At 72.9% G+C, this 26565-nt stretch carries 24 protein-coding genes; 14 read left to right on the forward strand and 10 right to left on the reverse strand.

Features of this window, described 5'->3' with window-relative positions:
* Positions 1-21: 21 nt before the first annotated feature.
* Entirely contained in the window at positions 22-1500 is a 1479-nt protein-coding gene (locus PVK37_RS07750) for an AAA family ATPase (protein ID WP_275033091.1), read from the forward strand.
* On the opposite strand, the gene PVK37_RS07755 is transcribed toward PVK37_RS07750, so the two are convergent.
* Positions 1485-1685, reverse strand: a complete 201-nt coding sequence (locus tag PVK37_RS07755) for a hypothetical protein (RefSeq protein ID WP_275033092.1) — start codon at positions 1683-1685, stop codon at positions 1485-1487. The two genes, PVK37_RS07750 and PVK37_RS07755, sit on opposite strands and share 16 nt — an antisense overlap.
* A 129-nt stretch (positions 1686-1814) precedes the next feature.
* Complete coding sequence (locus tag PVK37_RS07760) at positions 1815-3173, reverse strand: CBM96 family carbohydrate-binding protein (RefSeq protein WP_275033093.1); 1359 nt, start codon at positions 3171-3173, stop codon at positions 1815-1817.
* A 490-nt stretch (positions 3174-3663) separates the two neighbouring features.
* Here PVK37_RS07760 and PVK37_RS07765 point away from each other — a divergent pair, with 490 nt between their 5' ends.
* Positions 3664-5124 carry a menaquinone biosynthesis decarboxylase gene (locus PVK37_RS07765; protein WP_275033094.1) on the forward strand — a complete coding sequence of 487 codons (1461 nt, stop codon included), beginning with the start codon at positions 3664-3666 and terminating at the stop codon, positions 5122-5124.
* Positions 5121-6023: a menaquinone biosynthesis prenyltransferase MqnP gene (gene mqnP, locus PVK37_RS07770; RefSeq protein WP_275033095.1), complete on the forward strand. Its 903-nt coding sequence runs from the start codon at positions 5121-5123 to the stop codon at positions 6021-6023. The genes PVK37_RS07765 and mqnP overlap by 4 nt, the downstream gene beginning before the upstream one ends.
* A gap of 112 nt (positions 6024-6135) precedes the next feature.
* Here mqnP and PVK37_RS07775 read toward each other — a convergent pair whose 3' ends face one another.
* Positions 6136-7074, reverse strand: coding sequence for a terpene synthase family protein (locus tag PVK37_RS07775; RefSeq protein ID WP_275033096.1), 939 nt, complete (start codon positions 7072-7074; stop codon positions 6136-6138).
* Between the two features lie 120 nt (positions 7075-7194).
* Here PVK37_RS07775 and PVK37_RS07780 point away from each other — a divergent pair, with 120 nt between their 5' ends.
* Entirely contained in the window at positions 7195-7824 is a 630-nt protein-coding gene (locus tag PVK37_RS07780; protein WP_275033097.1) for a UbiX family flavin prenyltransferase, read from the forward strand.
* 64 nt (positions 7825-7888) lie between these two features.
* Here the strand turns inward: PVK37_RS07780 and PVK37_RS07785 are convergent, their stop codons facing one another.
* Positions 7889-8155 carry a BldC family transcriptional regulator gene (locus tag PVK37_RS07785; protein WP_275033098.1) on the reverse strand — a complete coding sequence of 89 codons (267 nt, stop codon included), beginning with the start codon at positions 8153-8155 and terminating at the stop codon, positions 7889-7891.
* 455 nt (positions 8156-8610) lie between these two features.
* On the opposite strand from PVK37_RS07785, the gene PVK37_RS07790 reads away from it, so the two are divergent.
* From PVK37_RS07790 to cds1, 3 genes are all read left to right on the forward strand, one after another.
* The gene (locus PVK37_RS07790; protein ID WP_275033099.1) at positions 8611-9069 is read left to right on the forward strand and encodes an Lrp/AsnC family transcriptional regulator; all 459 of its coding nucleotides are present in this window, start codon (positions 8611-8613) and stop codon (positions 9067-9069) included.
* Between the two features lie 46 nt (positions 9070-9115).
* Entirely contained in the window at positions 9116-10063 is a 948-nt protein-coding gene (locus PVK37_RS07795; RefSeq protein WP_275033100.1) for an SDR family NAD(P)-dependent oxidoreductase, read from the forward strand.
* A 131-nt stretch (positions 10064-10194) separates the two neighbouring features.
* Positions 10195-11289 carry an L-cysteine desulfhydrase Cds1 gene (gene cds1 / locus PVK37_RS07800; RefSeq protein WP_275033101.1) on the forward strand — a complete coding sequence of 365 codons (1095 nt, stop codon included), beginning with the start codon at positions 10195-10197 and terminating at the stop codon, positions 11287-11289.
* Here cds1 and PVK37_RS07805 read toward each other — a convergent pair.
* From PVK37_RS07805 to PVK37_RS07820, 4 genes are all read right to left on the reverse strand, one after another.
* Positions 11286-11912 (reverse strand): putative glycolipid-binding domain-containing protein, encoded by a 627-nt coding sequence (locus tag PVK37_RS07805; protein ID WP_275035009.1) that lies wholly within the window; start codon positions 11910-11912, stop codon positions 11286-11288. The two genes, cds1 and PVK37_RS07805, sit on opposite strands and share 4 nt — an antisense overlap.
* Positions 11913-12193: 281 nt before the next feature.
* Positions 12194-13945 carry a DEAD/DEAH box helicase gene (locus PVK37_RS07810; protein ID WP_423791014.1) on the reverse strand — a complete coding sequence of 584 codons (1752 nt, stop codon included), beginning with the start codon at positions 13943-13945 and terminating at the stop codon, positions 12194-12196.
* 319 nt (positions 13946-14264) lie between these two features.
* Positions 14265-14843 (reverse strand): hypothetical protein, encoded by a 579-nt coding sequence (locus PVK37_RS07815; protein WP_275033102.1) that lies wholly within the window; start codon positions 14841-14843, stop codon positions 14265-14267.
* A 965-nt stretch (positions 14844-15808) separates the two neighbouring features.
* The gene (locus tag PVK37_RS07820) at positions 15809-17401 is read right to left on the reverse strand and encodes a C40 family peptidase (protein ID WP_275033103.1); all 1593 of its coding nucleotides are present in this window, start codon (positions 17399-17401) and stop codon (positions 15809-15811) included.
* Positions 17402-17641: 240 nt separating this feature from the next.
* Here PVK37_RS07820 and mqnE point away from each other — a divergent pair, with 240 nt between their 5' ends.
* The 7 genes from mqnE to PVK37_RS07855 all read left to right on the forward strand — a co-directional run bounded on the left by mqnE (position 17642) and on the right by PVK37_RS07855 (position 24950).
* Positions 17642-18811, forward strand: a complete 1170-nt coding sequence (gene mqnE, locus PVK37_RS07825) for an aminofutalosine synthase MqnE (RefSeq protein ID WP_275033104.1) — start codon at positions 17642-17644, stop codon at positions 18809-18811.
* A gap of 61 nt (positions 18812-18872) precedes the next feature.
* The gene (locus PVK37_RS07830; protein WP_275033105.1) at positions 18873-19304 is read left to right on the forward strand and encodes a hypothetical protein; all 432 of its coding nucleotides are present in this window, start codon (positions 18873-18875) and stop codon (positions 19302-19304) included.
* 131 nt (positions 19305-19435) lie between these two features.
* A complete protein-coding gene (locus PVK37_RS07835) occupies positions 19436-19747 on the forward strand; it encodes a DUF4229 domain-containing protein (protein ID WP_275035013.1) in 312 nt (103 codons plus the stop codon).
* A 265-nt stretch (positions 19748-20012) separates the two neighbouring features.
* Positions 20013-21719 carry a M14 family metallopeptidase gene (locus PVK37_RS07840; protein WP_275033106.1) on the forward strand — a complete coding sequence of 569 codons (1707 nt, stop codon included), beginning with the start codon at positions 20013-20015 and terminating at the stop codon, positions 21717-21719.
* A gap of 289 nt (positions 21720-22008) precedes the next feature.
* Positions 22009-22947 carry an ABC transporter substrate-binding protein gene (locus tag PVK37_RS07845; protein WP_275033107.1) on the forward strand — a complete coding sequence of 313 codons (939 nt, stop codon included), beginning with the start codon at positions 22009-22011 and terminating at the stop codon, positions 22945-22947.
* Between the two features lie 36 nt (positions 22948-22983).
* Positions 22984-24081 (forward strand): FecCD family ABC transporter permease, encoded by a 1098-nt coding sequence (locus tag PVK37_RS07850; protein ID WP_275033108.1) that lies wholly within the window; start codon positions 22984-22986, stop codon positions 24079-24081.
* Positions 24078-24950, forward strand: a complete 873-nt coding sequence (locus PVK37_RS07855; protein WP_275033109.1) for an ABC transporter ATP-binding protein — start codon at positions 24078-24080, stop codon at positions 24948-24950. The genes PVK37_RS07850 and PVK37_RS07855 overlap by 4 nt, the downstream gene beginning before the upstream one ends.
* Here the strand turns inward: PVK37_RS07855 and PVK37_RS07860 are convergent.
* The gene (locus tag PVK37_RS07860; protein WP_275033110.1) at positions 24928-25698 is read right to left on the reverse strand and encodes a VOC family protein; all 771 of its coding nucleotides are present in this window, start codon (positions 25696-25698) and stop codon (positions 24928-24930) included. The genes PVK37_RS07855 and PVK37_RS07860 overlap by 23 nt on opposite strands.
* 126 nt (positions 25699-25824) lie before the next feature.
* On the reverse strand, positions 25825-26562 hold the full coding sequence (locus PVK37_RS07865; protein WP_275033111.1) for an ABC transporter permease: 738 nt from the start codon (positions 26560-26562) through the stop codon (positions 25825-25827).
* Positions 26563-26565 lie beyond the last annotated feature (3 nt).

The following is a 26565-nucleotide window of genomic DNA, read 5'->3' on the forward strand; positions in this document are numbered from 1 at the left end:
TTATACATCCTGGGGTGGACGATGCTCAGCAAGCCGGCGGAGATCTTCGACCGGGACGTCGAGTGGGCCGAGCTGACCCGGTTCGCCACCGACGACCGGCCGGGAGCAACCCTCGGCGTGGTCAGCGGTCGTCGCCGGCAGGGTAAGACCCTCCTCCTCTACGAGCTGACCCGGGCTACCGGAGGTTTCTACTTCGGCGCCACCGAGGCGACCCCGACGGAGTCGCTGCGCCGGCTCGGCGAGGCCCTCGGCCTGTACACCGACGCCGCCGGGCCGGTGCACCTCACCGACTGGGCGGCGGCCGTGGACGCGCTGCTCGCGCTCGGCCGGCGGCGTCCGGTGACAGTCGTGATCGACGAGTTCCCGTACCTGGCCCGCGCCAGCCGGGACCTGCCGTCGATCATCCAGCACGCACTCACGCCGGGGCGGGCCGAGCGGACCGAGTCCCGTACCCGGCTGTTGCTCTGCGGCTCCGCATTGTCGTTCATGGGCGGGCTGCTCGCCGGTTCGGCCCCGCTCCGCGGACGCGCCGGCCTGGAGTTGCCGGTCGCGCCGCTGGACTACCGGGCGGCGGCGGCATTCTGGGGGATCGACGATCCACTCCTGGCCGCCCGGCTGTTCGCCATCGTCGGGGGCACGCCGGCCTACCGCCGCGAGTACGTCCAGGACGACGCGCCCAGTGGCCCGGACGACTTCGACGACTGGGTGGTACGGGCGGTGCTGAACCCGGCCCGGCCGCTGTTCCGCGAGGCCCGGTACCTGCTCGCCGAGGACCCGGACCTCCGCGATGCCGCGCTCTACCACTCGGTGCTGGCGGCGGTCGCCGAGGGCAACGGCACCCGGGGCGGGATCGCCGGTTACATCGGTCGCAAGGCCACCGACCTCCAGCACCCGCTGACCGTTCTGGAGGACGCCGGACTGCTGGCCCGCGAACCGGACCCGCTGCGCAGCGGTCGGAGCCGCTACCGGATCACCGAGCCGCTGATCACCTTCTACCAGGCGGTGATGCGACCAGCCTGGACCGCCCTCGAACGGCGGCGTGGGACCGACGTCTGGCGACGGTCCCAGCGTCGGTACGCCAGCGCCGTCCTCGGGCCGGGCTTCGAGGAGACCGTCCGGCAGTGGGCGCTCCGGTTCGCCGCCCCGGAGACCTTCGCTGGGATCGTCGCCGAAGCGAGCGCGGCAACCCTCACCGATCCGGCCAGCCGGACCAGCCACGAGCTGGATCTCGTCGCGCTCGGTGAGCCACCACCGGGCGACGGTCCCCGTCCCCTGCTGGCGATCAGCGAGGTCAAGTGGGGCCGTACCCTCGGCCGGCCGGACCTGGACCGGCTGGAACGGGCCCGGGATCTGCTGTCCCGTCGACCCGGGGTGGAGGCTTCCGCCACCCGGCTGCTGCTGGCCAGCGGCGACGGGTTCACCGAGGACCTCCGGGAATCGGCAGCCGGCCGCGACGATGTCGTGCTCGTCGACCCGGAGCGGCTCTACCGGGGCCACTGACGGTGGGTCAGGACCCGCTCGACCTGGCGGGTGATCTGGTACGCCACCTCGGGTACGGCGTCCAGCTCGATCCGCTCAGCGCGTAGCGCGAGCTGGGCGTAAAGCTCGCGGGAGACGGCGTCCCGCAGCTCGACCAGCAGCGGCGACAGCCCGTCCGGATCACCGACCACGTACGCGTCCGACATGTTCCTCAGCCTGCCGCCCGGACACCGGCTCCGGCCAGCGGAAGTGAGATACCCCCGGCGCCCTTGCCGGAACCGCCCACGTCGGACGGCTGACGACCGCACGACGCGGGCTGACTTTCCCGGGGAGGGTCAATGGCAGGTGCCGCTGCCGGAGTCGGTGAAGGTCGCGCCGGCCACCGGCAGGAACTGCCAGGTGTAGCTGCTCGGCGAGAGGGTCAGCTTCAGCACCCCGAAGGTGGTGCCGTTGCGGACCTCGCTGTTCGCCGCCGGCTCCGGGAAGGAGCTCTGGAGCGGACGCCCACCGGTGCCCACCACGAACTCCCGGATGCCCCGGGCCGGGTCGGCGACCCCGCTCGGGTTCTGCGGGGCGAACCGTTCGTACTGGTGGTTGTGGCCGTTGATGACGATCTCGGCCCCGGCGTCGTACAGCGCCTGGAACAGCGGGCGGACGTTCGACGACTCCCGGCCGCCGGAGCTGAACAGCGGATGGTGGTACTGCGCCAGGGTGCAGCGGTTCGGGTGGGCGGCCAGGTCCGCGCGCAGCCACCGCTCCTGGGCCGAGCCCGCCTGGCAGCCGCCCACCTGGGAGCAGTTGGTGTTCAGCACGACGATGTGCCAGCCGGCCTGGTCGAAGGAGTAGTAGCCCTTGCCGGGCGGCAGCACCGGGCCGAAGTAGTCGAAGGTGGGCTTGGCTGCGGCGGTCAGATAGTCGTGGTTGCCGAGGATGGGCTTGGTGCGGTCCTTGAACTTGCCCCAGGTCGGGCCGTAGCAGTTGGCGAGCTGCGCCGCCGTCCCACTGTCGGTGAGGTCCCCGCCGGCCATCACGGTGCCGGGCTCCCGGGCGATGATCGCTGCGGTCTGCGCCGCCCCGGTGGTGGCGCAGGCGGAAATGTCACCGCCGTTGAGCAGCACGTTGTCGCCGGTGCCGGAGCTGCCGGTCAGGACGACCAGCCGGGGGGCGAACGTGCCGGACTCGCGGCTGTCGTAGTACGCGCCGTCGGGGTTGTCGGACGCGACCGAGAACGCGTACGTGCCGTTGCCGTTCACCGCCGAGGTGACGTCGATCTCGTACCAGGTGTTCGGGAGCACCTTGCCCAGCGAGCCGAGGGTGCCGCCGACCGACGCGGGCCGGTTGGCGTAGGTCAGGGTGCTCTCCGCCCAGCCGGTGCCGACCTGCTGCGCGGTACCGCCGGCGGGGCTGGCGGCGTTGCTGACGTTCTGGGTGTGCAGCCGCAGGTGGACGGAGATGACCGGGTCGGTCAGCGTGGTGACGGTGAACTTCAGGTACGAGACCCGGGTGGGTGTCGCGGCGACGGCGAGTGTGTTGGTGCTGTTGTAGTTGGTGGCCGGGCTGCCCGCGTTGACGTAGCTGTCCGCGCTGGCGAGGAAGGCGGTGGTGGTCTGGGCCACCGCCGGAGGTGGACCGACGAGCAGGCTCGCCGTGACGGTGAGGGCGACCAGCGCCGCCCGGGTCGCGCGTCCGCTCATGGGGACCTCCCTCGCGGTGGTCCGCCCGTCGCGGCCCAGCCATCGGGGCAGTGGACACCGGGGCCTGTCAACCGCGCGTCAACGGCAGGGGCAGGCCCGGTGACAGGGGACGTACCTGACGCGGACCGGCTGCGGACATCAGGAGCCGATCCGGGACGGCGATCATGTGGAGAACCGGCTGCGGGTCGACAAGGTGTTCCGGATCTCCGAGTGGCCGACGCATCGGTGCGATCATCTGGTCCGTTGGGCGCTCTGGAGCGGCGGTGCGGGTGTGGTGAGTCGCGCCAGCGCCTCTCCCGGCAGCTCGCCGTACTCGTTGGTCCGGCTCGTCCTTCCGGGGCCGGAGTGCGGATCGACGGGTACGAGCGGAGCGACGCCACGGCGCGGCGAATCCAGTGGGCCGGGCTCCGGCTTGCGCTGCAATCCGCCGTTCCCAGGTAGCCGGGGACCGGGTGGGAAGGTGCTCAGGTTGGTGCGGGAGACTGGGGACATGGCGCGTGGCTTCCCGTACACCGATCTCAAGGACTTCCTCACGGCGCTGGAGCGCGCGGGCGAGCTGCGCCGCGTCGGCGTGCCGGTGGACCCGACGCTGGAGATCAGCGAGGTGGTCACCCGGACGGTCCGGGCCGGCGGGCCGGCGCTGCTGTTCGAGCGGCCGACCCGGGGCGAGATGCCGGTGGCGATCAACCTGTTCGGCACCGAGAAGCGGACCGCGATGGCGCTCGGCGTCGAGTCGCTGAACGAGATCGGCGACCGGATCGGCGCGATGGTCAAGCCGGAGCTGCCGGTCGGCTGGTCCGGCATCCGCGAGGGGCTGGGCAAGGTCATGCAGCTCAAGTCCGTCCCGCCGCGCAAGGTCAAGACCGCGCCCTGCCAGCAGGTCGTCTACCGGGGTGACGACGTCGACCTGAACCGGCTGCCCGGCCTCCAGGTGTGGCCCGGCGACGGTGGGATCTTCCACAACTACGGGCTGACCCACACCAAGCACCCGGAGACCGGCAAGCGCAACCTCGGGCTGTACCGGCTTCAGCAGCACAGCCACAACACGCTCGGCATGCACTGGCAGATCCACAAGGACTCCACCGCGCACCACGCGGTCGCCGAGCGGCTGGGGCAGCGGTTGCCGGTGGCGGTGGCGATCGGCTGCGATCCGGTGGTCAGCTACTCGGCCAGCGCGCCGCTCCCCGGTGACATCGACGAGTACCTGTTCGCCGGGTTCCTGCGCGGGGAGCGGGTGGAGATGGTCGACTGCCTGACCGTCCCGCTCCAGGTGCCGGCGCACGCCCAGGTCGTCCTGGAGGGCTACCTGGAGCCCGGCGAGCGGCTGCCGGAGGGCCCGTTCGGTGACCACACCGGCTTCTACACCCCGGTCGAACCGTTCCCGGTGCTGCACATCGAGGCGATGACCATGCAGCGCGACCCGGTGTACCACTCGATCGTCACCTCGAAGCCGCCGCAGGAGGACCACGGCCTCGGCAAGGCCACCGAGCGGATCTTCCTGCCGCTGCTGCGGCTGCTGATCCCGGACATCGTGGACTACGACCTGCCCGCCGCCGGGGTGTTCCACAACTGCGTGATCGTCTCCATCCGCAAGCGGTACCCCAAGCACGCCCAGAAGATCATGAACGCGATCTGGGGCGCGCACCTGCTGTCGCTGTCCAAGCTGATCGTCGTGGTGGACGACGACTGCGACGTGCACGACTACCACGAGGTCGCGTTCCGGGCCTTCGGCAACGTCGACTACGCCCGCGACCTGCTGCTCACCGAAGGCCCGGTCGACCACCTCGACCACTCCTCGTACCAGCAGTTCTGGGGTGGCAAGGCGGGCATCGACGCCACCCGCAAGCTCCCCACCGAGGGCTACACCCGGGGCTGGCCGGAGGAGATGACCATGTCACCCGAGGTGGTCGCCCTGGTCGACAAGCGCTGGAAGGAGTACGGGATCAGATGACCACGGTCGGCGAGCGGCCCGGCCGGGTCAAGTCCTTCCTCCGGCTCGTCGCCATCGAGCACTCGGTCTTCGCGCTGCCCTTCGCGTACCTGTCCGCGCTGACCGCGATGCAGGTCAACGGCGGTCGGGTCCGCTGGGGCGACCTGCTGCTGATCACCGTGGCGATGGTCGGGGCGCGGACGTTCGCGATGGCCGCCAACCGGATCCTCGACCGGCGGATCGACGCCCGGAACCCGCGTACCGCCGGACGGGAGCTGGTCACCGGGGCGGTCAGCGTGCGCACGGCCTGGACCGGCGCGGCCGTCGCCCTGGTGGTGTTCCTCGCCGCCGCCGCCCTGCTCAACCCGCTCTGCCTGATGCTCGCGCCGCTCGCCGTGGTGCCGCTGGTCGTCTACCCGTACGGCAAGCGGTTCACCGACTGGCCGCACGGCATCCTGGCGGTGGCCCAGGCGGTCGGCCCGGTCGGCGCGTGGCTCGCGGTCACCGGCACCTTCGCCGGCTCCTGGCCGGCCTGGCTGCTCGGTGCCGCCGTCGGCCTGTGGATCGGCGGCTTCGACCTGATCTACGCCTGCCAGGACGCCGAGGTGGACCGCCAGATCGGGGTACGCAGCGTGCCCGCCCGGTACGGGCTGCGGTTCGCGCTGCACGCCTCCACCGTGGCGCACGTGGTGACGTTCGCGTTGTTCGTCTGGTTCGGCGCGCTGGTCGGCTTCGGGTGGCCGTTCTGGATCGGGCTGGCGCTGACCGCGCTCGCCTTCGGCTACCAGCACGTGGTGGTCAGCCCGACCGACCTGAGCAAGGTCAACCGGGCGTTCTTCACCGCCAACGGCTTCGTCGGCATCGCGCTGTTCCTTTTCGCCCTGCTCGACCTGGTGCTCCGACTGGGCCTGCGCGCCTGATCACCGGCCCGCCCCGGGCCGGTCGTGCCGGGCGGCTCGGGCCGGGGCGGTGCCGGATGGCGCAGGCCGGGTCGCTGGGATCGCGCGGCCGGTGATCGGCAGGCGCGGCGGGTCAGGTGGGGTAGCGGGCGGACTCCAGGGACCAGTCGATGGTCCCCCGGACGGAGTTCGCCACGCCGGCCAGGTGCACGGCGACCGCCTCGTCCAGCCCCGGCCCGAACGACGGCACCGCCGCGCACAACTCCATGAAGCGCGCCATCGTCGCCTGCCACTCGTCGACCACCAGGGCCACCGCCGCCTCCGGCGACACCGCGCGCTCGTGGGCCGTCACCAGCACCAGGTTGTGCCCGCCCGAGCCGGCCCGGTCGCGGTCCAGCGAGACCACGTCGTTGAACCAGGAGAGCAGGTCGTTGGCGGTCTCCGCGACCCGGACCAGCAGCGGATGATGGTAGACCGCGTCCGGCAGCACCCGACCGGTGGCGAACTCGATCAACGCGTACGACACGTACGCCGCCGAGGTGGCCCGGCGCAGCGGCACGTACTCGGCGCGGGTCGGCAATCGGCCGGCGGCCTTGTTGGCCGCCTCCCGGCGTACCCCCGACAGGTGGTGGGCCACCGCGTCGCTGAACCGGACCCGCCACCGCTGCGGCATCCGCTGCCGGGGGACGTGCCAGGCGTCGACCAGGATCCGGCGCAGCCGGCCGGTGAGGCCCGGATGGCGGGACGCCGGGCCGACCCGCAGCAGCCGCAGCACCCCCTCCCGCAGCGCGTGGACGTCCTCCGGTGTCGAGCGGCTGTCACAGTGGTCGTCGACCAGGAAGAACCAGGTGAAGAGCGCTGCCAGCGTCCGCAGGTCGGCCTCGGTGGCGTCCGGGTAGAGCCGGCCGGCGTACCGGGCGAAACCGGCCCGGTGCAGCCGGTCCAGGGTGCCCCGCTCCAGCGTCGGGTCGACCCGGGCGAGCCGGTCGGTCAGCCACTCCTGGACGGCATCGGCGTGCGGCGACAGCCGGGGCGGGATCGGGCAGTCGAACCGTTTCGATCCGCCGGTCATCACCGAATCCCTTTGGCAGGTGTACGTTGCGCGGCCACAGCATGCCAGAGGGAAGCGCTCTCCCGGCACCCGGGCCGACCCGGCCGCGACCCCGCCCGGCTGACCAGGCAGTCTTGTCGGATGCGGGAACCATGGGTGGTCGGCGTCTCGGGCGCATCAGGTACGCCGTACGCGGCGGCGGTGCTGCGCGCGCTCCTCGACGCCGGGGCGGCCGTCGACCTGATCGTCTCCCGGGCGGCCCGGCTGACCATCCTCGACGAGACCGGCCGACCGTTCCGGGACGGCCACTGGTCCGACGATCTGGCGGCCTGGCTCGGCCGTGACCTGACCGGAGACGACCTGCGGTACTGGGCGGCCGGTGACCTGGCTGCCGGCCCCAGCAGCGGTTCCTACCGGGCGCGGGGCATGACGGTGGTGCCGGCCAGCACCGCGGCCTGTGCGGGCATCGCCATCGGCCTCTCCAAGGACCTGTTGCAGCGGGCCGCGGAGGTCAACCTCAAGGAGCGCCGACCGGTGGTCGTGGTGCCCCGGGAGACCCCGGTCACCCGGAGCCATCTGGAGCACCTGATCGCGCTGCACGACGCCGGTGCGGTGGTCCTGCCGGCCAATCCGGGTTTCTATGGCGCGGGCGCGTCCGCCTCCGCCCAGCAACTGGTCGACTTCGTGGCCGGCAAGGTGCTGGACGCGATGGGCGTACCGCACACCCTGTTCCACCGCTGGTCCGGAAAGCTCGGCGCGGACCGGCCCTGACGGTCGCGTTGGTGCATACGCCTGCCTGGCGCGGACCGGGTCCACGCCAGGCAGCACGCTCGGATCAGTACATTCCGGCGTTGGCCGGACCAGGCCCGGTGGAGGCAGTCGGACCGGCGTTGCGTGGTCGACCCACGTCCTCCGCCTCGTCGAGCATGCCTTCCCCCTCGAGTAGCGCTCGCACCTCGGATTCCCGAAACCGGCGATGCCCGCCTGGAGTCCGAATGCTGCCGATCCGGCCGGCGGCGGCCCATCTCGTCACAGTTTTCGGGTCCACCCGAAACAGCGCGGCCACCTCGCCCGGTGTCAGCAGGCGATCTCCAGTGTCCACAGCCCCCTCCTCGCATCGACGAAGCCCCCGGCTGAACACACTGCCCCCGGCCGGTGCGAGCCCAGAGCCGTCATGAGGGACGTAGGGCAATTACAGCACCGGCCAACTGGCCTGTCCGCCAAACGCGAAAAAAGCACGGACTGGGAGGTTAGGAATGGTGGCCCGAAGCGCCCTCGACCTGTCCGATATCGCATGGAGACGTGACGTCCGGGTCAATGTGCGACCGTCAATCCGTGTCGTCGCCGTACCGAACTGGACGAACGCTCAGCCGGAGGGCATCACTCCTCGGGGCGGTCGTCGACCGGGGGAAGCGGCGGCAGTTCGCCCGACTGGCTCAAGAGTCGGCGGTCCACCCGACCCGACCGGTACCGCCGACCGACGCGGCACCGGCCGCCCGGCCACCGTTGGCAGAGGGAATCCAGCGTCGGCGCCCGGACGACTAGGGTCTACAGGCCGTGGACGCCATCGACCTGAGACTCGTGGAGTTGCTGCGCGGCAACGCCCGGCTGTCGTACGCCGAGCTGGCCCGCCAGGTGGGCCTTTCCGCACCCGCCGTGCACGAGCGGGTGGGGAAACTGGAGTCGGGCGGGGTCATCCGGGCGTACCGGGCCGAGGTGGAGCCGGAGGCGATCGGGCTCGCCGTCACCGCCCTGATCGGGATCATCGAGGACTCCAGCGCCGACACCGACGAGGTGCTGGAGGCGTTCCGGCAGATGCCGGAGATCGAGTCCTGCTACTTCATGGCCGGCGTGGAGTCCTTTCTGCTCAAGGCCAGGGTCGGCACCATCGCCCAGCTGGAACAGCTCATCGTCCGGCTCAACCGCACCCCGGGGGTGGCTTCCACCCGTACCGGCATCGCCCTGTCGACCAAGTGGGAGAACCGCCCCCAGCCCGGCACCCCGCCCACCCCCTGAACGCCGGTACCCCCGGCCGACCGGACGGGCGCGGTACGGTGCGGCGGTGAGCGGTGTGGTGACTCCGGCGGCCCGTCCCGTGGCGGTGGTGACCGGTGCGGCCGGTGGGCTCGGCCATGCCATCGCCGCCGCGCTGCACGCCGACGGCTGGCAGGTACTCCTCACCGACCTTGACGGTGCCGCGGTGGCCGAAGTCGCCGCGCCGCTCGGCGGCTGGTCGCGCGCCCTCGACGTACGCGACGCGGCGGCCTGCGCGGCCGTCGCTGCCGAGGCCGACGGTGCGGCGGTCGCCATCGAGGCCGACGGTGCGGCGGTCGCCGCCGAAGCTGACCGTGCGGCGGTCGCCATCGAGGCCGGCGGGCGCGGCGACGGGTCCGGTGGCGCCGGCGAGCCGGGTGGCCGGCTCGGGCTGTGGGTGAACAACGCCGGCATCCTGGTCACCGGCCCCTCCTGGGAGCAGGACGAGGCCACCCGGCGGCGGGTGATCGAGGTGAACGCCCTCGGCGCGATGAACGGCACCCTCGCCGCGCTGGAGATCATGCGCGGCCAGGGCCGGGGCCACGTGCTCAACGTCGTCTCGCTCGCCGGGCTGGTTGCCCCGCCCGGCGAGACGGTCTACGCGGCCAGCAAGCACGCCCTGCTCGCCTTCAGCCTCGGCACCCTCGCCGACCTGCGGTCGGCCGGGTACCGGGACGTCCACGTCTCGTGTCTCTGCCCGGACGGCATCTGGACGCCGATGCTGCACGACCGGCTGGACGACCCGGGCGCGGTGGCGTCCTTCACCGGGACGCTGCTGACCCCGCAGCGGGTGGCCCGGCGGGCCGTCCGGCTCGCCCGGCGGCCCCGGCCGGTGGTCACCCTGCCGCGCTGGCGCGGGGCGCAGGTCCGACTGCTCGACGCGCTGCCGGGGCTGGCGCTCCGGCTGGGGCCGCTGGTCCGCGCCGTCGGCCGGGCCGGACAACGCCGCCAACGCCGCCGCACCGCGGGCACCTGAGCCGGTACCGGCTCCCGACGTCGCCGCACCGCAGGTACCTGACCCGGTACCGGCTCCCGACGCCGGCGGGCCGGGTGTCCGCGCCGGCTGACCCGGTACCGGCCGGAGGCGAGGGTTGCTAGCGTGCCGGGGTGACTCATCTCGACCGGTGCGACGAGGCTGTCCGGGCGTGGGTGACCGAGGCGATCGCGGCCGTGGAGGCCGACGCGAACCGGTCCGCGGACACCCACCTGTTGCCGTTCCCGCTGCCCAGGGCATGGGGCGTGGACCTCTACCTCAAGGACGAGTCGGTGCACCCCACCGGCTCGCTGAAGCACCGGTTGGCCCGCTCGCTGTTCCTGTACGGGCTCTGCAACGGCTGGATCGGCCCGGAGACCACGATCGTCGAGGCGTCCTCCGGCTCGACCGCCGTGTCGGAGGCGTACTTCGCCCGGATGCTGGGGCTGCCGTTCATCGCGGTGATGCCCGCCTCCACCTCCCCGGAGAAGATCACCCAGATCGAGTTCCAGGGCGGCCGCTGCCACCTGGTCGACGACCCGGCCAAGGTGGTGGTCGAGGCACGCTGGCTGGCCGAGGACACCGGGGGGCACTTCATGGACCAGTTCACCTACGCCGAACGGGCCACCGACTGGCGGGGCAACAACAACATCGCCGAGTCGATCTACGCGCAGCTCGCCCTGGAGCGGCACCCGGTGCCGGCCTGGGTCGTGGTGGGCGCGGGCACCGGCGGCACCAGCGCCACCATCGGCCGGTACGCCCGGTACCGCCGGCTCTGCACCAAGCTCTGCGTGGTGGACCCGGAGAACTCCGCGTTCTACCCCGCCTGGCTGGCCGCCGACTGGTCGGTACGCACCGGCCGGGGCTCCCGGATCGAGGGGATCGGCCGACCCACCGTCGAGGCGTCCTTCCTGCCCTCGGTGGTCGACCGGATGGTGCAGGTGCCGGACGCCGCCTCACTGGCCGCCATGCGGGCCGGCTCGGCGGTGCTCGGCCGCCGGGTGGGCGGGTCCACCGGCACCAACCTGTGGGGCGCCTTCGGGCTGATCGCCGAGATGCGCGCGGCCGGGCGTACCGGCTCGGTGGTGACCCTGATCTGCGACGCCGGTGACCGGTACGCCGACACGTACTACGCGGACGACTGGGTGGCCGCCCAGGGGCTCGACCTCGCCCCGCACCTCGCCACCATCGAACGGTTCCTGACCACCGGCGACTGGCCCGTCGGTTAGCCGCGCGGCGGGAAGATCCGGTCGGCCAGCCCCGGATAGTGCGTCACGTACCCGTCGGCGTCCACCTCGACCTCGGCCCGGAAGGTGTCGCTGGCGAAGCCGACCCGTCCCGGCCCGAGCGCCGTGTACGTCTGCTCGGCCGGCACCACCATCAGGCTCGGTAGCAACACCCAGGCCACCTCGATCCGGCGCGCGGTGCCGGGTTCCGCGTCGCGCAGCCCGAGTCGACGTACCGGCAGCGTGTTGAACAGCGGCGATCCGCTCAGATCGACGTCGAGCGCGGCGGCCAGCCGCCCGGGGTCGTCGGTGCCGGGCAGTCCGGCCGGGGGGTGCCCGGCGGCGCGGAGCGCGGCGTCGAGGTCACCCTGCTCGTGGGCGACGATCCGCCACCGGTCGGGTTGCCGCTCCAGCCGCACCGTGCGTGACCAGCCCGCCCCCTCGACCTCGACCTCCAGCCGTACCGTCGCCCAGTCGGTGGTCGTGCCCAGGGCGTACCGGCAGGTCCAGGGGATCGGGTCGACGGCCTGGGCGTGGCCGCGGGCGGCGAGCCCGCGTCGGTCGTCGAGCAGGGCGTGCTCGCTCCCGGCACCGTCGGTGCGGATCCAGAACAACGACGTCGGCATGGTCGACATGAACCGGACGTTACGGCAGCGCGGGGGCCGCCGGCACCCGATCGGAGACAAGCCGTCGGACCACCACGGGTCAAAGACGGGCCCTCGGCTCGTCACGGGGTGGAGACGGGCCGTCGGCCCGTTGCGGGGCGGAGACAGCCGTCGGCCCGTTGCGGGGCGGAGAGACGTCGTCTGACCACCACGGGGCGGGAGAAAAGCCGTCGGGCCGTCGCGGAGCACCGGCTCCGCGACGGCCCGACAGGTGGTCGTGCGTTTCGCTGGTCGGCGGAAACTCAGTGGGTACGGGCCGGAGCCCGCCCGCCGAAGCCACGCCGGTCGTCGCCGCGCCCACCGAAGGTGGGTCGGTCGTCGCTCCGTCCGGCGAAGCCACGCCGGTCGTCGGTCGGGCGGCTGTCGTGGCGGAAGCCACCCCGACGGTCCGCCGGCCGCGAGTCGCCGCCACGCTCGGCCCAACCGGCGCGTTCGCCCCGGCTGTCCCGGTCGCCGTAGCGGCGCTCGCCCTGAGAGCGGTCACCGAACCGACGCTCGCCCTGCTGCGGCCGGTCGCCGTAGCGCCGCTCGCCCTGGGGACGGTCGCCGAACCGCTGCTCGCCCTGCTGCGGCCGGTCACCGAACCGGCGGTCGCCCTGCGGCCGGTCGCCGTAACGCCGTTCGCCCTGCGGGCGGTCGCCGTAGCGGCGCTCACCCCGGGGGTCCCGGTCGCCGAACCGGCGCGGGCCGCCCGGACGGTCACCGTGCCGGCGCGGCTCCGGCTGGTCGTTCGACACGGGGACGCCGCTGGGCTCCCGCGCGCCGGTCAGCTCGGTCAGTTCCGGGTCACCGACCCGGACCCGGAGCTGGGCCGGCTCGACACCCGCCTTCTCCAGCATGGCCAGCGTGGTCCGGCGCTGCTTCGGCAGGACCAGCGTCGCGACCGCACCCGACTCGCCGGCCCGTGCGGTACGCCCGGCCCGGTGCAGGTAGTCCTTGGGGTCCTTCGGCGGGTCGATGTGCACGACCAGGGAGACCCCGTCGACGTGGATACCGCGCGCCGCCACGTCGGTAGCGACCAGCACGTTCATCCGGCCCTCACGGAACTCGGCCAGGGTGCGGGTACGCATCCGCTGCGTCTTGCCGCCGTGCAGCCCGCCGGCCCGTACGCCCACCGCGCCGAGCTGCTCCACCAGCCGGTCGACGCCGAGCTGGGTACGGGCGAACATCATGGTCCGGCCGGGCCGGGCCGCGATCGACGCCGCCACCGCGAACTTGTCGTGCGGCGGGATCAGCAGCAGGTGATGGTCCATCGTGGAGACGGCGGCGGTGGCCGGGGCGGTCGAGTGCGTGACCGGGTCGGTCATGAACCGCGTGACCAGCGAGTCGACGTCGTTGTCCAGAGTGGCCGAGAAGAGCAGCCGCTGGGCGTCCGCCGGGGTCTTCGCCAGCAGCTCGGTGACCTCCGGCAGGAAGCCCATGTCGGCCATCTGGTCGGCCTCGTCCAGCACGGTGATCTCGACGTCGTCGAGCTGGCACACCCCGCGCGAGATCAGGTCGCCCAGCCGGCCCGGGGTGGCGACGATGATCTCCACTCCGCGTCGCAGGGCGTCGATTTGGCGGTCGTACGGCACCCCGCCGACGGCGGTCTTGAGGAACACGCCGATCGCCTTGCCGAGCGGCAGGAGCGCGTCGTTGACCTGCATGGCGAGTTCGCGGGTGGGCACCAGGACCAGGGCCCGGGGGCGTAGCGGCCGGGCACGTCCACCGTCGGCGACCCGGGCGAGCAGCGGCAGGCCGAAGGCGAGGGTCTTGCCGGAGCCGGTCTGGCCCCGGCCGAGCACGTCCCGGCCGGCGAGCGCGTCGGGCATGGTGGCCCGCTGGATCTCGAAGGGGGTGGTGATGCCCTGCCGGGCCAGCGCCCGGACCAGCGGCTGGGGGAGGCCCAGCGCGGCGAAGTCGACGTCGTCGGCGGGCGCGGGGTCGGTGCCGGTGTCGGTCACCGGGAGGTCGAGGGCGGACGGGAACGTGCTGGAGTCAGCAAAGATGGTCAAGAAATACCTCTCGAGCGGGGCGCATCTTCGCGATGGCCCGCCGCGATGGTGTCGCTGCCGGTTCGCCCGCAAGATCGCCCAGGGGTACGCGGTGCGCGTACCAGGTCAGTGATCAATAACAGTGTACGGCGGCGCGGCGCGGCAACCACCCTGTCGCCACGCCGTAGTGGGCGGGCTCACCATGCACCCGCCCCCGTCGGCCGTCGTCGGCTGCTGCGCCCCGCGGCCATCGGCTGCTGCGCCCTGCATCCATCGGCTGCTGTGTCCTGCGGCTACTGCGCCCTGCGGGCAGCGGCCACTGCCGTCGTACCGGCGGTGGTCAGCCGCTGATCAGGTTCTCCAGGAGACCGCCCAGGGCGTCGTTCGCCATCGCCACGATCACCAGGCTGACCGCGACCAACAGCCCGAGCGAGGCGGCCAGGACGATCACCACCTTGGTCGTGCTGGACCGCTCGGCCGGGGCGTCGGTCCAGCCCTGGGCGAGGATGTGGCCGGTCAGCGAGCCGGTGTTCTCGACCGGGTTGCCGGCCGGGAAGGACACCGTGGCGAAGCCGGGGCCGTCGGTGACGGAGCCGCCGTAGACCGTACCGGCGCGGCCGGGCGTGGGTTGTCCGGTACCGACGTCCGGCGTGGCACCGGCTGACCGGTCGCCGGTCGCCGCAGCGGTGGCCGGCGTACCGCCGTACAGCGAGCCACCGGCCGGCTTGGCGGTGGCCGGACGTCCGCCCAGCGGGTCGGTACCGGGCGCCGGGACGGCGGAGGCGGGCAGTGGCGTGACGGCGGGCGGCGGCGGGACGGCGGGCGGTGCCGGGGTGCCGGTGGTCGCCGGCGACGGCTTCGCGGCGGGCGGTGCCGCGGTGGCGGTGGCCGGCGGCGGCGGGAACGGCGGAGCCGGCATCGGCCCAGGTGGGGACGGCGGTGCGGGGACCGGAGGGCCGGGCGGCGGAACCGGAGGGCCGGGCGTCGGCGGCACCGGGCCGGGTGGTGTCGGAGCAGGCCGGGGCGGTGCGGGCGGAGCCGGCAACGGCGGGGTCGGCGACGGTACCGGTGGCTCGTGCAGCGGCTCCGGTTCCGGGGTGGGCACCGGGGCCGGTGCCGGTGGTTCGGCAGGTACGGGCGGTGCGGCAGGCTCCGGCGGCTCCGTCGTCCCCCCGGAGCGGTACACCTTCGCGCCACCGGTCCGCACCCCGGCGGCCACTCCGAGGTCCTCGGGCGCGACCCGGCGCAGAGTCGGCACCGAGGCGCTGGCCCGCGCCCAGGAGACCGGAGCGCGTTGGGCCGGTACGACGGGCTCACCGGCCGTACCGGAACCCGGACCGGTACCGGTGGCGGGGGACGCGCTGGCGGGAGGGGCGGCGGCGCTGGGACCGGAGGCGGCGGCAGAGGTGGAACTGGAAGCGGCGGAGATGCTGGCCCGTCCACGGGCCGCCGCCGGACGCTCCGCTCCACCCGGGACCGACCCTGTGCCGGCCGGGTTTCCGCCACCGGTCGGGGACTGATGGGCGGCGGGGCCCGCCGCCGGGCTGCCGGGGCCGCCTGCCGAGGTGCCGCCAGCGCGGCCGGACGTCGGCCCGGCCGGACCGGTCGCCGGGGTGCCCGCGGAGGAACCCTCGACCGGGGTGCCGGTGCGGGAACCCTCGACCGGGGTGGCTGCGGGACCGGCTGGGCTGGTCAACGGGCGGGATCCGGGGGCGGACTCGACGGTCTCAGCCGGAACCACGTGCTCGCCCATGTTCGTCCTCCGCGCTCGCACCCGGACCTGTGGCGTAGAGCCGGGAGTGCCTGGCTCTCACGGTGCCATATTCCGGTCCGGCGGCACAGCCGGAGTGAGGTACCGGTCAGCCGGTCACCCTCGGGTCCGGCTCAGCCGGTCACGTCCGGGCTCGGTGATCCGCTCGTCCCCGTGCTGCCGGTGGGCTCACCGGTGGGCTCGTTGGTGCGACTGGCCGAGGCGCTCGGCGCGCCGCCCTCGTCGCCGCTGGCGCTCGCCGTCGGCGTCGGGGTCGGCTCACCGTCCGTGGGTGGCGGAGGCGTCGTCGGCGGCGTCGTGGTCGGGGGCGTCGTGGTCGGCGGGGTGGTGGTCGGCGGCGTCGTGGTCGGCGTACCGGTGGGCGGCGGGGTGGTGGGGTCGGTCGGCTTGGGCGTCGGGGTGGTGGGCTTCGGGGTGGGGGTGGTCGGCTTCGGCGTGGGGGGCTTCGACGGCGTGGGCGTCGGGGTGGCCCCCGGGGCGGGCACCGCACCGATGACCCGGGTGGCGGCGTACAGGCGCGACCAGCGCACGTTCGAGATCTTCACCACGTCACCGGTGGTCGGCGCGTGCACCATCTTGCCGTTACCGATGTACATCCCCATGTGGTGGATGCTCTGCCAGCTGCTGCCCGAGGCGTAGAAGACCAGGTCGCCGGGGAGCAGGGCGTCCCGGCTCACGGTCCGCTGCTTGGTGGCGTTGTACTGGTCGCGGGAGACCCGGGGCAGGCCGAAGTAGTCGGCGCCCTTCGACCGGTACGCGGCCCAGATCAGGCCGGAGCAGTCGAACCGGTCCGGCCCCTCGGCCGCCCAGAGGTACGGGTCACCGAGCTGGGCCAGGGCGTACCGCACCGCGGCCATCGCCCGGGGGTGCGCGGTGAGCCCGTTCGCGCTGCCACCCTGGACGTACTGCGCGCCGAGCTGCTGCTCGGCGGCCTCCTGCTGCCGTTCGATCTCGGCGAGCTGCGCGGCGTTGTCCCGGCGCAGCTTGAGCAGGGCCGCTTCCTGGATGCGGTAGCTCTTCTGGGTGGTGGTGAACTGCTCGGTGGCGGTCTTCAGGCGGGTGTCCGCCGCCTGGTACGCCTGGTAGGCGGCCTGCTCGGCGGTGCGGGCGCGGTTCAGCTCGCCGGTCGCGGCGGTGGTCTTGCCCTGCACCTCCTCGCCCCGGGAGATCCGCTCCAGCAGGCTCAGCCCGTGCAGGTTGGCCCCGAGGTCGCCGGGCGGCAGGGCGGCGGCGGCCTTCATCGCCGCGGCGGCGGCGGCGTCGGCCACCCGTTGGGCGCTGGCGAGGGCGTCCCGGGCGAGTTTCAGGTCCCGGTCGGCGGTGTCGAGCTGCGTCTTCGCCTCGGTCTTGAGCTGTTCCAGCTTGAGGAGTTCCTGGCCGAGGAGCCCGACCTGGGCCTCGGCGGCGGCGATCTGCGCGGCCAGCGGACCGTTGCCGACGGAGGTGACCGGCGTCGCACCGAGCGGTCCGCCGGTGGGCAGCCCGCTGCCGGGCGTACCGCCGGGCAGCCGGAAGCCGGTGGCCGCGACGGGCCGGGTGCCGGTGTCCGGGACGGTCTGGGGCAGGGCGGGGTCGGCGTAGACCGGGACGGCGACCGCCGCGGCGGCGACCATCCCGAGCAGGGCGGCCCAGAGCTTCGGCCGCAGGACCGGGGAGACCACCGGAGTCCTCCGTCGTGGCCGTCGCCTGCGCTCGCTGTGGGTCATTCCACTCCCCGTCCGGCGTGGTGAAGCCGCGCCTTGGTGGGCGCGGCGTCCGGGATCGCGGCCGGTGTGTTCCGCGTCCTACTTTGTCTTACCTGAATGTTTCGACTGTGTCGATGGGCTGGGGGTAACGACAGCCTGAGAGTCCGGTGAAGTGTGTCGCTGCGGCGGCCCGTCCTGAACGGACCGTCGACCCCGCGACGTAGGCTCGACCCCGGGACCAGGTGAAGGGACGGGCTTTTGATGGACGCCGGACTCAAGCGCGAGCTCGAAGCCAAGGTGTACGCGGGTGAGCGGCTGACCCGGGAGGACGGCATCGCCCTCTACGACAGCGACGATCTCGCCTGGCTGGGCCGGTTGGCCCACCACCGCCGTACCGAGCTCAACGGCGACCGGGTGATGTTCAACGTCAACCGGCACCTCAACCTGACCAACGTGTGCAGCGCGAGTTGCGCGTACTGCTCTTTCCAGCGCAAGCCGGGCGAGAAGGACGCGTACACGATGCGGATCGACGAGGCGGTCCGCAAGGCCAAGGAGATGGAGGACGAGCAGCTCACCGAGCTGCACATCGTCAACGGCCTGCACCCGACGCTGCCCTGGCGCTACTACCCGAAGGTGCTGCGCGAGCTGAAGGCGGCGCTGCCGAACGTCAAGCTGAAGGCGTTCACCGCGACCGAGGTGCAGTGGTTCGAGAAGATCAGCGGGCTGCCCGCCGACGCGATCCTGGACGAGCTGATGGACGCCGGCCTGGAGTCGCTGACCGGCGGCGGCGCGGAGATCTTCGACTGGGAGGTCCGGCAGCACATCGTGGACCACGCCTGCCACTGGGAGGACTGGTCCCGGATCCACCGGCTGGCCCACAGCAAGGGCATGAAGACCCCGTCGACCATGCTCTACGGCCACATCGAGGAGCCCCGGCACCGGGTCGACCACGTGCTGCGGCTGCGCGAACTCCAGGACGAGACCGGCGGTTTCATGGTCTTCATCCCGCTGCGCTACCAGCACGACTTCGTCGACTCGGCGGACGGCAAGATCCGTAACCGGATCCAGGCGCGGACCACGATGGCGTCGCCGGCCGAGTCGCTGAAGACCTTCGCGGTCTCCCGGCTGCTGTTCGACAACGTGCCGCACATGAAGTGCTTCTGGGTGATGCACGGCCTGTCGGTGGCCCAGCTCTCGCTGAACTTCGGCGTGGACGACCTGGACGGCTCGGTCGTCGAATACAAGATCACCCACGACGCGGACGCGTACGGCACCCCGAACACCATGCACCGCGACGACCTGCTGCACCTGATCTGGGACGCCGGTTTCCGCCCGGTCGAGCGGAACACCCGCTACGAGGTCGTCAAGGAGTACGACCCGGCCCCGTCGCTGGCGGAGCGGCGGGCCGAGCCGCAGCAGGTGTGGGCCTGACCGGCACCGGGCGGGCGGCCGGCGCGGGACGGTCGGCCTGCTCACGTACCCTTGCCGTGTCATGAGTGAACGCGACGGGGCCCGGGGCGGTTTCCCCCGGCGGGACGCCGAGGGCCGGGTGGTCGCCCTGGGTGACCTGCTCGGGGTGAGTCTGGCCGGGGTGGTCATCGGCGTGCTGGCGCTGGTCCTCTTCGACTGGGCCTTCGACCTGGTCGGGTCCGGCGAGTTCGGCCGGGCGAACGGCTGGCTCGCGGTGATCCTGCCGGCCTGGCTGTTCCTGGAGGACTTCCGGGCCTGGAGCTTCGGCGCGGCCCGGGTGGTCGCCGCCGGACTGGCGGCGGTGTTCGGGGTGGCCGGTGGGCTGCTGCTGGCCGGGCTCACCGACGGACTGCCGCCGCTGCTCTCCGGGGCGCTCGCGGCGACCGTCTTCACGGTGGTCTACGCGACGGTGTGGTTCCACGGGGTGCACTGGTTGGCCCGGCGCACGGGCTGAGACACCCGCCGGGCGGGCCGCCCGGCGGTGGAGAGAGTCGGGCGAGTGGTCCGGCGGTGGTGAGAGTCGGCCGGGTGGTCCGGCGGCGGATCGGCCGGGTGGCCCGGCGGGGCGAGGAACGGAGTGCGAACGTGAGCGCGGCGGTGAAGTACACGTTGGGCCGGATCGGGCTGTTCGCCGTCGTGCTGCTCGGCCTCTGGCCGGTCGAGATGAACATCTTCCTCAAGCTGATGGTGGCGCTGGCGTTCTCCGCCGCGCTCTCGTTCTTCCTGCTGCGGGGCTGGCGGGACGAGATGGCCGGGGAGATGGCCGAGGCGACCGAGCGGCGTCGTGACGAGAAGGAGCGGCTGCGGTCCGCCCTGGCCGGCGACGACGAGGCCGACCGTGGCACTGACGCCGACCGTGGCACCGACGCCCCGCCCGCCGACGACTCCCGTCGCTGACCGCCCGACGGACGCCTCGATCCGCCCCGGCGGAAACCCCTGCTGATCCGCCTCGGCGGAACCCCCGCTGATCCGTCCCGACGGAAACCCGCACCGACCCGGCCCGGCGGAAACCTTCACCATGCGGCATCGATGCGTAAAAGTTTGTCGATGTGAGGATGCGCTTGGCATGAAAGAGAAGGCCATCGATATTGATATGACCATGTGAGGGGTGGTGGAGTGTGATCCACACAGCGGAGACTGTCCGCACCCTCAGGAGGTTGGCATGGCCTTCCGAAAATCCGTCGCACTCCGTCGTGGCGTGGTGCTCGCCGTCAGCGCCGCGGTGGGACTCGCCACCGTGGTCACCGGACCGGTCTCGGCCGAGCCGCGCGGCGACCGGTCCGAGCCGGCCGCCGCGCAGTACGAGGTGCACGGCCCGCGTACCGTCGACGACCGCAACGCGGTCGCCCGGACCGGTGCCGCCATCGACTTCGTCGAGCACGGCCGGCTGAACATCTCGGCCACCCCGGCCGAGGCCGCCGCCATCCGGAAGCTCGGCTTCCGGCTGGAGCCGGTCACCGACACGCACGACCACTCGGCGGAATCCGGTGACGTCGGCACCAACGCCTTCCCGCCGGCCGACTCGAACTACCACGACTACGCCGAGCTGACCGCCGTGGTGAACAAGGTGGTCGCCGACCACCCGACCCTCGCCCGCAAGATCAGCATCGGCCGGTCGTACGAGGGCCGGGACCTGATGGCGGTGAAGATCTCCGACAACGTCGCCACCGACGAGAACGAGCCGGAGATCCTGATCAACGCCCAGCAGCACGCCCGCGAGCACCTGACCGTCGAGATGGCGATCTACCTGCTCAACCTCTTCACCGACAGCTACGGCAGCGACTCCCGGGTCACCAACGTGGTGAACACCCGGGAGATCTGGATCGTGCCGACGGTGAACCCGGACGGCAGCGAGTACGACATCGCCACCGGCTCGTACCGCTCCTGGCGGAAGAACCGGCAGCCGAACAGCGGCTCCACCGCGGTCGGCACCGACCTGAACCGGAACTGGAGCTTCCAGTGGGGCTGCTGCGGTGGCTCGTCCGGCACGCCGTCGTCGGACACCTACCGGGGCCCGTCGGCGTTCTCCGCCCCGGAGACCGCCGCGCTGCGGGACTTCGTCAACAGCCGGGTCGTCGGTGGCGTGCAGCAGATCAAGGCGAACATCGACTTCCACACGTACTCGCAGCTGGTGCTCTGGCCGTTCGGGTACACGTACAACAACACCGCCCCGGGCATGACCACCGACCAGTACAACACCTTCGCCACCATCGGCCAGCAGATGGCGTCCAGCAACGGCTACACCCCGCAGCAGTCCAGCGACCTCTACATCACCGACGGTGACAGCATCGACTGGATGTGGGGCCAGCACAAGATCTGGGCGTACACCTTCGAGATGTACCCCGGCTCGGCCGTCGGCGGCGGCTTCTACCCGCCCGACGAGGTGATCCCGCGCGAGACCAGCCGGAACAAGGACGCCGTGCTGCTGCTCAGCGAGTACGCGGACTGCCCGTACCGGGCGATCGGCAAGGGCTCCACCTACTGCGGCGGTGGCACCGACCCGGACCCGGAGCCGCCGGCCGGCTGCACCGGCACCAACGGCACCGACGTCACCATCCCGGACGCCGGCGCGGCGGTCACCAGCTCGATCACCATCTCCGGCTGCGCCCGGGCCGCCTCGGCGACCTCCACCGTGGCCGTGGACATCCCGCACACCTACCGGGGTGACCTGGTCGTCGATCTGCTCGCGCCGGACGGCACCGCGTACCGGCTGAAGAACAGCAGCACGTCGGACAGCGCCGACAACGTCAGCACGACGTACACGGTCGACGTGTCGAGCGAGACGGCCGACGGCACCTGGCGGTTGCAGGTGCGCGACCTGTACCGCTCCGACACCGGCTACGTCAACAGCTGGACCCTGACGGTCTGACCAGGCACGACGGGGGTGGGCCGGGGACACCGGTCCGCCCCCGTCGGCCGTGGTGCGCTACGGTTCCCCCGGACCACCCCGCAGCGAAGCCGGTCAGAACCCGGCGCTGTCCCGCAACTGTGACGCCTCCCGCCCCGGCCCCGTGCCGGCCGGCGGCGAGGACAAGCCAGGTCGCCTGCGGTGGTGGTCGCGACACGCGCTCTCGAGGAAGGGCGCCTCGCAGACGGTCGGGCACCTCGAACAGCCCCTGTCGGCGAAGCACCAGCGTCCTCGGCCGACAGGAGGTCAGATGTTCCGCCGTACCACCCGACTCGCCACCGTGGCGCTCGCGGTCACCGCGCTCGCGCTCGGTGCCTGCGCCGAATCGACAACCGACGAGCCGACCGCCGGCACCGGCAGCGGCACCGGGCAGTTCCCGGTCACCGTCGGCAAACTCACCCTGGAGAAGCGGCCCGAGAAGATCGTCTCGCTCTCCGCCACCGCCACCGAGATGCTCTTCGCCATCGGTGCCGGCAAGCAGGTCACCGCCGTGGACGACCAGTCGAACTTCCCGGCGGACGCGCCGAAGACCGACCTGTCCGGCTTCCAGCCGAACGCCGAGGCGATCGCCGCCAAGGGCCCCGACCTGGTCGTGCTCTCCGACGACATGAACAAGATCGTCGAACAGCTCGGCGCGCTGAAGATCCCGGTGCACCAGACCCCGGCGGCGAAGACCCTGGACGACTCGTACCGGCAGATCACCGAGCTGGGCCAGCTCACCGGGCACGTCGACGAGGCGGCCGACGTGACCCGGCGGATGAAGGACGACATCACCAAGCTGGTCGAGGGCCTGCCGCAGCGCGCCGAGAAGCTGACCTACTACCACGAGCTGGGGCCGGAGCTGTACACCGCGACCAGCAAGACCTTCATCGGCTCGCTGTACACCCTCGCCGGGCTGGAGAACATCGCCGACGCGTCCGACGCCGACGGCTCCAGCGGCGGCTACCCGCAGCTCTCCCAGGAAGTGATCGTCAAGGCCGACCCGGACTTCGTCTTCCTGGCCGACACCAAGTGCTGCCAGCAGACCCCGGAGACGGTCCAGGCCCGCAGCGGCTGGGCCGGGCTCACCGCGGTCAAGAACAACCAGGTCGTCCCGCTCGACGACGACATCGCCTCGCGCTGGGGACCGCGCGTGGTCGACCTGCTCCGCGCCATCGTGGCCGCCGTCGCCAAGGCGCCGGCCGCGTGACACCGACCCGGCAGAGCTGGTGACGGGACCACCCCCGTGCACAGGGCGTTGAGCGCGGTCCCCACCCTGCACCCGGCCGGTCGGGGCGTTCCCCGGCCGGCCCGGCTGCGGCTGCGCTGGCTGGCGGCCGGGATCGTGGCGGTCCTCGTCGCGCTGGTCGCCGGAGTGTCGTTCGGGCCGGTCAGCCTGCCGCCGGGCAGCGTCGCCGCCGAACTGCTCAACCTGATCCCCGGGGTACGCCTCGACAGCGGTCTCACCGAACGCGAGATCGCCATCGTCACCGAGCTGCGCCTGCCCCGGGCCGTGCTCGGGCTGCTCGTCGGCGGGCTGCTCGCCCTGGCCGGCGCCTGCTACCAGGGCGTCTTCCGTAACCCGCTGGCCGACCCGTACCTGCTCGGGGTGGCGGCCGGCGCGGGCCTGGCGGTGACCGCGGTGATCGCGCTGCGCGGGACCGGCGACGCGCTGAGCGGCCTGCCGCTCACCGTGCCGCTGGCCGCGTTCGTCGGCGCGCTCGGCGCGGTGGCGATGACGTACCTGCTGGGGGCGGCCGGCGGGCGGGACCGGTCCCCGGCCACCCTGATCCTGGCCGGGGTGGCGGTCTCCGCGTTTCTCTCCGCCGGGCAGACCTACCTGCTGCAACGCAACTCCGACAGCATCCAGCAGGTCTACTCGTGGCTGCTCGGCCGGCTCGCCACCGCCGGCTGGCACGACGTGCTGCTGGTGCTGCCGTACTTCGTGCTGACCGCCGTGGTGGTGCTGCTGCACCGGCGGGAACTGGACGTGCTGGCGCTCGGTGACGCCGAGGCCGCCAGCCTGGGCCTGCACCCGCAGCGGTCCCGCTACCTGCTGATCGTCGCCGCGTCGTTGGGCACCGCCGCCGCGGTCTCCGCCTCCGGCCTGATCGGCTTCGTCGGGATCATCGTGCCGCACACCGTACGGCTGCTCGCCGGGTCCAGCCACCGGGTGGTGCTGCCGCTGTCGATGCTGTTCGGCGCGGCCTTCCTGGCGCTGACCGACGTGGTCGCCCGGACCGCCGCCGCCCCCGCCGAGGTGCCGATCGGCGTGGTCACCGCCCTGCTCGGCGGCCCCTTCTTCGTCCTGGTGCTGCGGACCGCCCGCCGGATGATCACATGAGCCCTGCGGTCGAGGTGCGGGGGCTGCACGTCAGCCTGGACCGGGTGCCGATCCTGACCGGGGTGGACCTGACCGTCGCCGCCGGGGAGTGGGTCACCGTGATCGGCCCGAACGGCGCGGGCAAGTCGACCCTGCTGCGCGCCGTCGGCGGCCTGCTGCCCGCCACCGGTGACATCACCCTCTTCGGTACGCCGTCGGTGTCGCTGCGCCGCCGGGAGCGGGCCCGGGTGGTCGCCACCGTCGCCCAGTCCCCGGTCGTCCCGGTCGGCATGTCGGTGCTGGACTACGTGCTGCTCGGCCGGACCCCGTACATTCCGCCGCTGGGCCGGGAGTCCGCCGCCGACCTGGCCACCGTGCACGAGGTGCTGGACCGGCTCGACCTGGCCGGCTTCGCCCACCGCGAACTGGCCACCCTGTCCGGGGGCGAGCGGCAGCGGGTCTTCCTGGCCCGGGCGCTGGCCCAGGGCGCGACGCTGCTGCTGCTCGACGAACCGACCAGCGCGCTGGACATCGGCCACCAGCAGGAGGTCCTCGAACTGGTCGACCAGCTGCGGCACGCACACGGCCTGACCGTGCTGGCCACCATGCACGACCTGTCGGTGGCCGGCGAGTACGCCGACCGGCTGGTGCTGCTCGCCGAGGGCCGGGTGGCCGCCGCCGGTACGCCCCGCGAGGTGCTCACCGAGGACCTGCTCGCCACCCACTACCGGGCCCGGGTGCGGGTCGTCGACGGCGATCACGGCCCGCTGGTGGTCCCGGTCCGGCCGTCCCCCCGGGCCGGCCCCACCGGCCCGGACGGCCCCGGGTCCGGCGGGCCGGGCCGCTCGGTCGGCTCCGGTCGACCGGTCAGCGGGGGTGGAGCGCGATGACGGAGAACAGCGCGCCCTGCGGATCACGCAGGGCGGCCCAGCGGCCGGGCTCGCTGTCCCGGGCCGGCACCAGGACCTCCCCGCCCAGCCGGACGGCGTGCGCGGCGGTGGCGTCGGCGTCGTCCACCGCGAAGTACACCGCCCAGTAGGCGGGCAGGTCGGCCGGGAACCCGTCGCCGAGCGGCGGCATCATCCCGCCGACGATCCGGTCCCCGAGCCGCCATTCGGTGTACGGGGACCCGTCGACGACCCGGTTCTCCGGCTGCCAGCCGAAGACCAGCTCGTAGAAGACCTTCGCCCGCTCCGGGTCGGGGGTGACCAGCTCGTTCCAGCACATCGCGCCCGGTACGTCGAACAGTTCCGCGCCGGGCATCGCCATCGGCTGCCAGACCGACAGCGCCGCGCCCGACGGGTCGGAGAAGACCGCCATCCGCCCCTGGTCGAAGACCTCGAAGGGCGGTACGAACACCTGGCCGCCGGCTGCGGTGACCCGGCCGGCGGCCAGGTCCGCGTCGTCCGTGGCGACGTACGTGGACCAGATGGGCACCTGGTCCGGGGCGGCCGGCGGGCCGGCGGCGGCGACCGCCCGGCCGTCCTTGCGGAAGATGGTGTACCCGTTGGCCTCGGGCTGCGGCATGACGTGCGACGTCCAGCCGAACAGTTCCGGGTAGAACCGTCTCGCGTCCGCCAGGTCGGGCGTGGCCAGGTCGGTCCAGCAGGGCGTACCGGATGGAACGGTGTCCTGCACGCTGCCCCCTCTCGGCCCGGGGCGCCCCGGCGGCACACCCTGCCGGCATCCTGACACCGCAACTACCGGCATGTCCGGCAGATCGGGACAAAGAGGGGCGGTGTGCGGTGCTGCCGGCGGGAGTGCTCAGTGGTAGCGGCGGCCCTCGTCCCGCCGGTACGCCCAGGCGGCCACCGCGCCGAACAGCACCACCCAGACCACCAGCATGACCAGCGAGAGCGGGTCGGGGCGGAAGTCACCGACCGCCGCCCACATCAGCTCGACCGCGCCCCGGGTCGGCAGGAACGGCGCCACCGCCTCCACGAAACCGGGCGCCTGCCCGGGGGCCGACAGCAGCCCACCACCGAAGGCCAGCGGGAAGAAGACCACCTGGGCCACCACGATCGCCGCCTTGCTCGGCAGCGCGTACCCGATGGCCAGCCCGAGCAGCGCGAACGGCACCGCGACCACACCGACCGTGGCGACCGCCGTGGCGAACCCGGCCACGCTCACCCGGGCCTCGGTGGCGACCGCCGCGATCAGCACCACCGGCAGCAGCGACAGCAGGGTCATCAGCAGCCCGGTCAGCACCCGGCCGGCGAAGCGGGGCAGCGGCCCGGCCGGCAGCGTCCGGGTGTACGGCTCCCACGGCTGGGCCCGGTCCTCGGCCACCCCGATGCCGTACTGGAAGATGTTGGCGCTCATCACCGCGAAGGTCACCATCGACGCGGTGGCGAACGTGGCCGCCTGCGGGTCGTCCCCGGCGAACGGCACCACGAAGAACAGCATGGCGGCGGCCGGGAAGAACGCGTTGCCGACCACCGCCACCGGAATCCGGATGATCTCCAGAAGCTGGTAGCGGGCGTGCACCAGGGCGAGTCGCACCGG

It is taken from the genome of Micromonospora cathayae (genome assembly GCF_028993575.1).
In the GTDB taxonomy this organism is placed as follows: Bacteria; Actinomycetota; Actinomycetes; order Mycobacteriales; family Micromonosporaceae; genus Micromonospora; species Micromonospora cathayae.

Coding starts and splice junctions, on each gene's coding strand:
- PVK37_RS07805 (WP_275035009.1), bottom strand. CDS start 11,912: ATGCCGACGTCGTTGTTCTGGATCCGCACCGACGGTGCCGGGAGCGAG.
- PVK37_RS07760 (WP_275033093.1), bottom strand. CDS start 3,173: ATGAGCGGACGCGCGACCCGGGCGGCGCTGGTCGCCCTCACCGTCACG.
- PVK37_RS07845 (WP_275033107.1), top strand. CDS start 22,009: ATGTTCCGCCGTACCACCCGACTCGCCACCGTGGCGCTCGCGGTCACC.
- PVK37_RS07780 (WP_275033097.1), top strand. CDS start 7,195: ATGCGGGAACCATGGGTGGTCGGCGTCTCGGGCGCATCAGGTACGCCG.
- PVK37_RS07820 (WP_275033103.1), bottom strand. CDS start 17,401: ATGACCCACAGCGAGCGCAGGCGACGGCCACGACGGAGGACTCCGGTG.
- PVK37_RS07855 (WP_275033109.1), top strand. CDS start 24,078: ATGAGCCCTGCGGTCGAGGTGCGGGGGCTGCACGTCAGCCTGGACCGG.
- PVK37_RS07765 (WP_275033094.1), top strand. CDS start 3,664: ATGGCGCGTGGCTTCCCGTACACCGATCTCAAGGACTTCCTCACGGCG.
- PVK37_RS07830 (WP_275033105.1), top strand. CDS start 18,873: ATGAGTGAACGCGACGGGGCCCGGGGCGGTTTCCCCCGGCGGGACGCC.
- PVK37_RS07750 (WP_275033091.1), top strand. CDS start 22: ATGCTCAGCAAGCCGGCGGAGATCTTCGACCGGGACGTCGAGTGGGCC.
- PVK37_RS07755 (WP_275033092.1), bottom strand. CDS start 1,685: ATGTCGGACGCGTACGTGGTCGGTGATCCGGACGGGCTGTCGCCGCTG.
- mqnE (WP_275033104.1), top strand. CDS start 17,642: ATGGACGCCGGACTCAAGCGCGAGCTCGAAGCCAAGGTGTACGCGGGT.
- PVK37_RS07775 (WP_275033096.1), bottom strand. CDS start 7,074: ATGACCGGCGGATCGAAACGGTTCGACTGCCCGATCCCGCCCCGGCTG.
- mqnP (WP_275033095.1), top strand. CDS start 5,121: ATGACCACGGTCGGCGAGCGGCCCGGCCGGGTCAAGTCCTTCCTCCGG.
- PVK37_RS07840 (WP_275033106.1), top strand. CDS start 20,013: ATGGCCTTCCGAAAATCCGTCGCACTCCGTCGTGGCGTGGTGCTCGCC.
- PVK37_RS07815 (WP_275033102.1), bottom strand. CDS start 14,843: ATGCCGGCTCCGCCGTTCCCGCCGCCGCCGGCCACCGCCACCGCGGCA.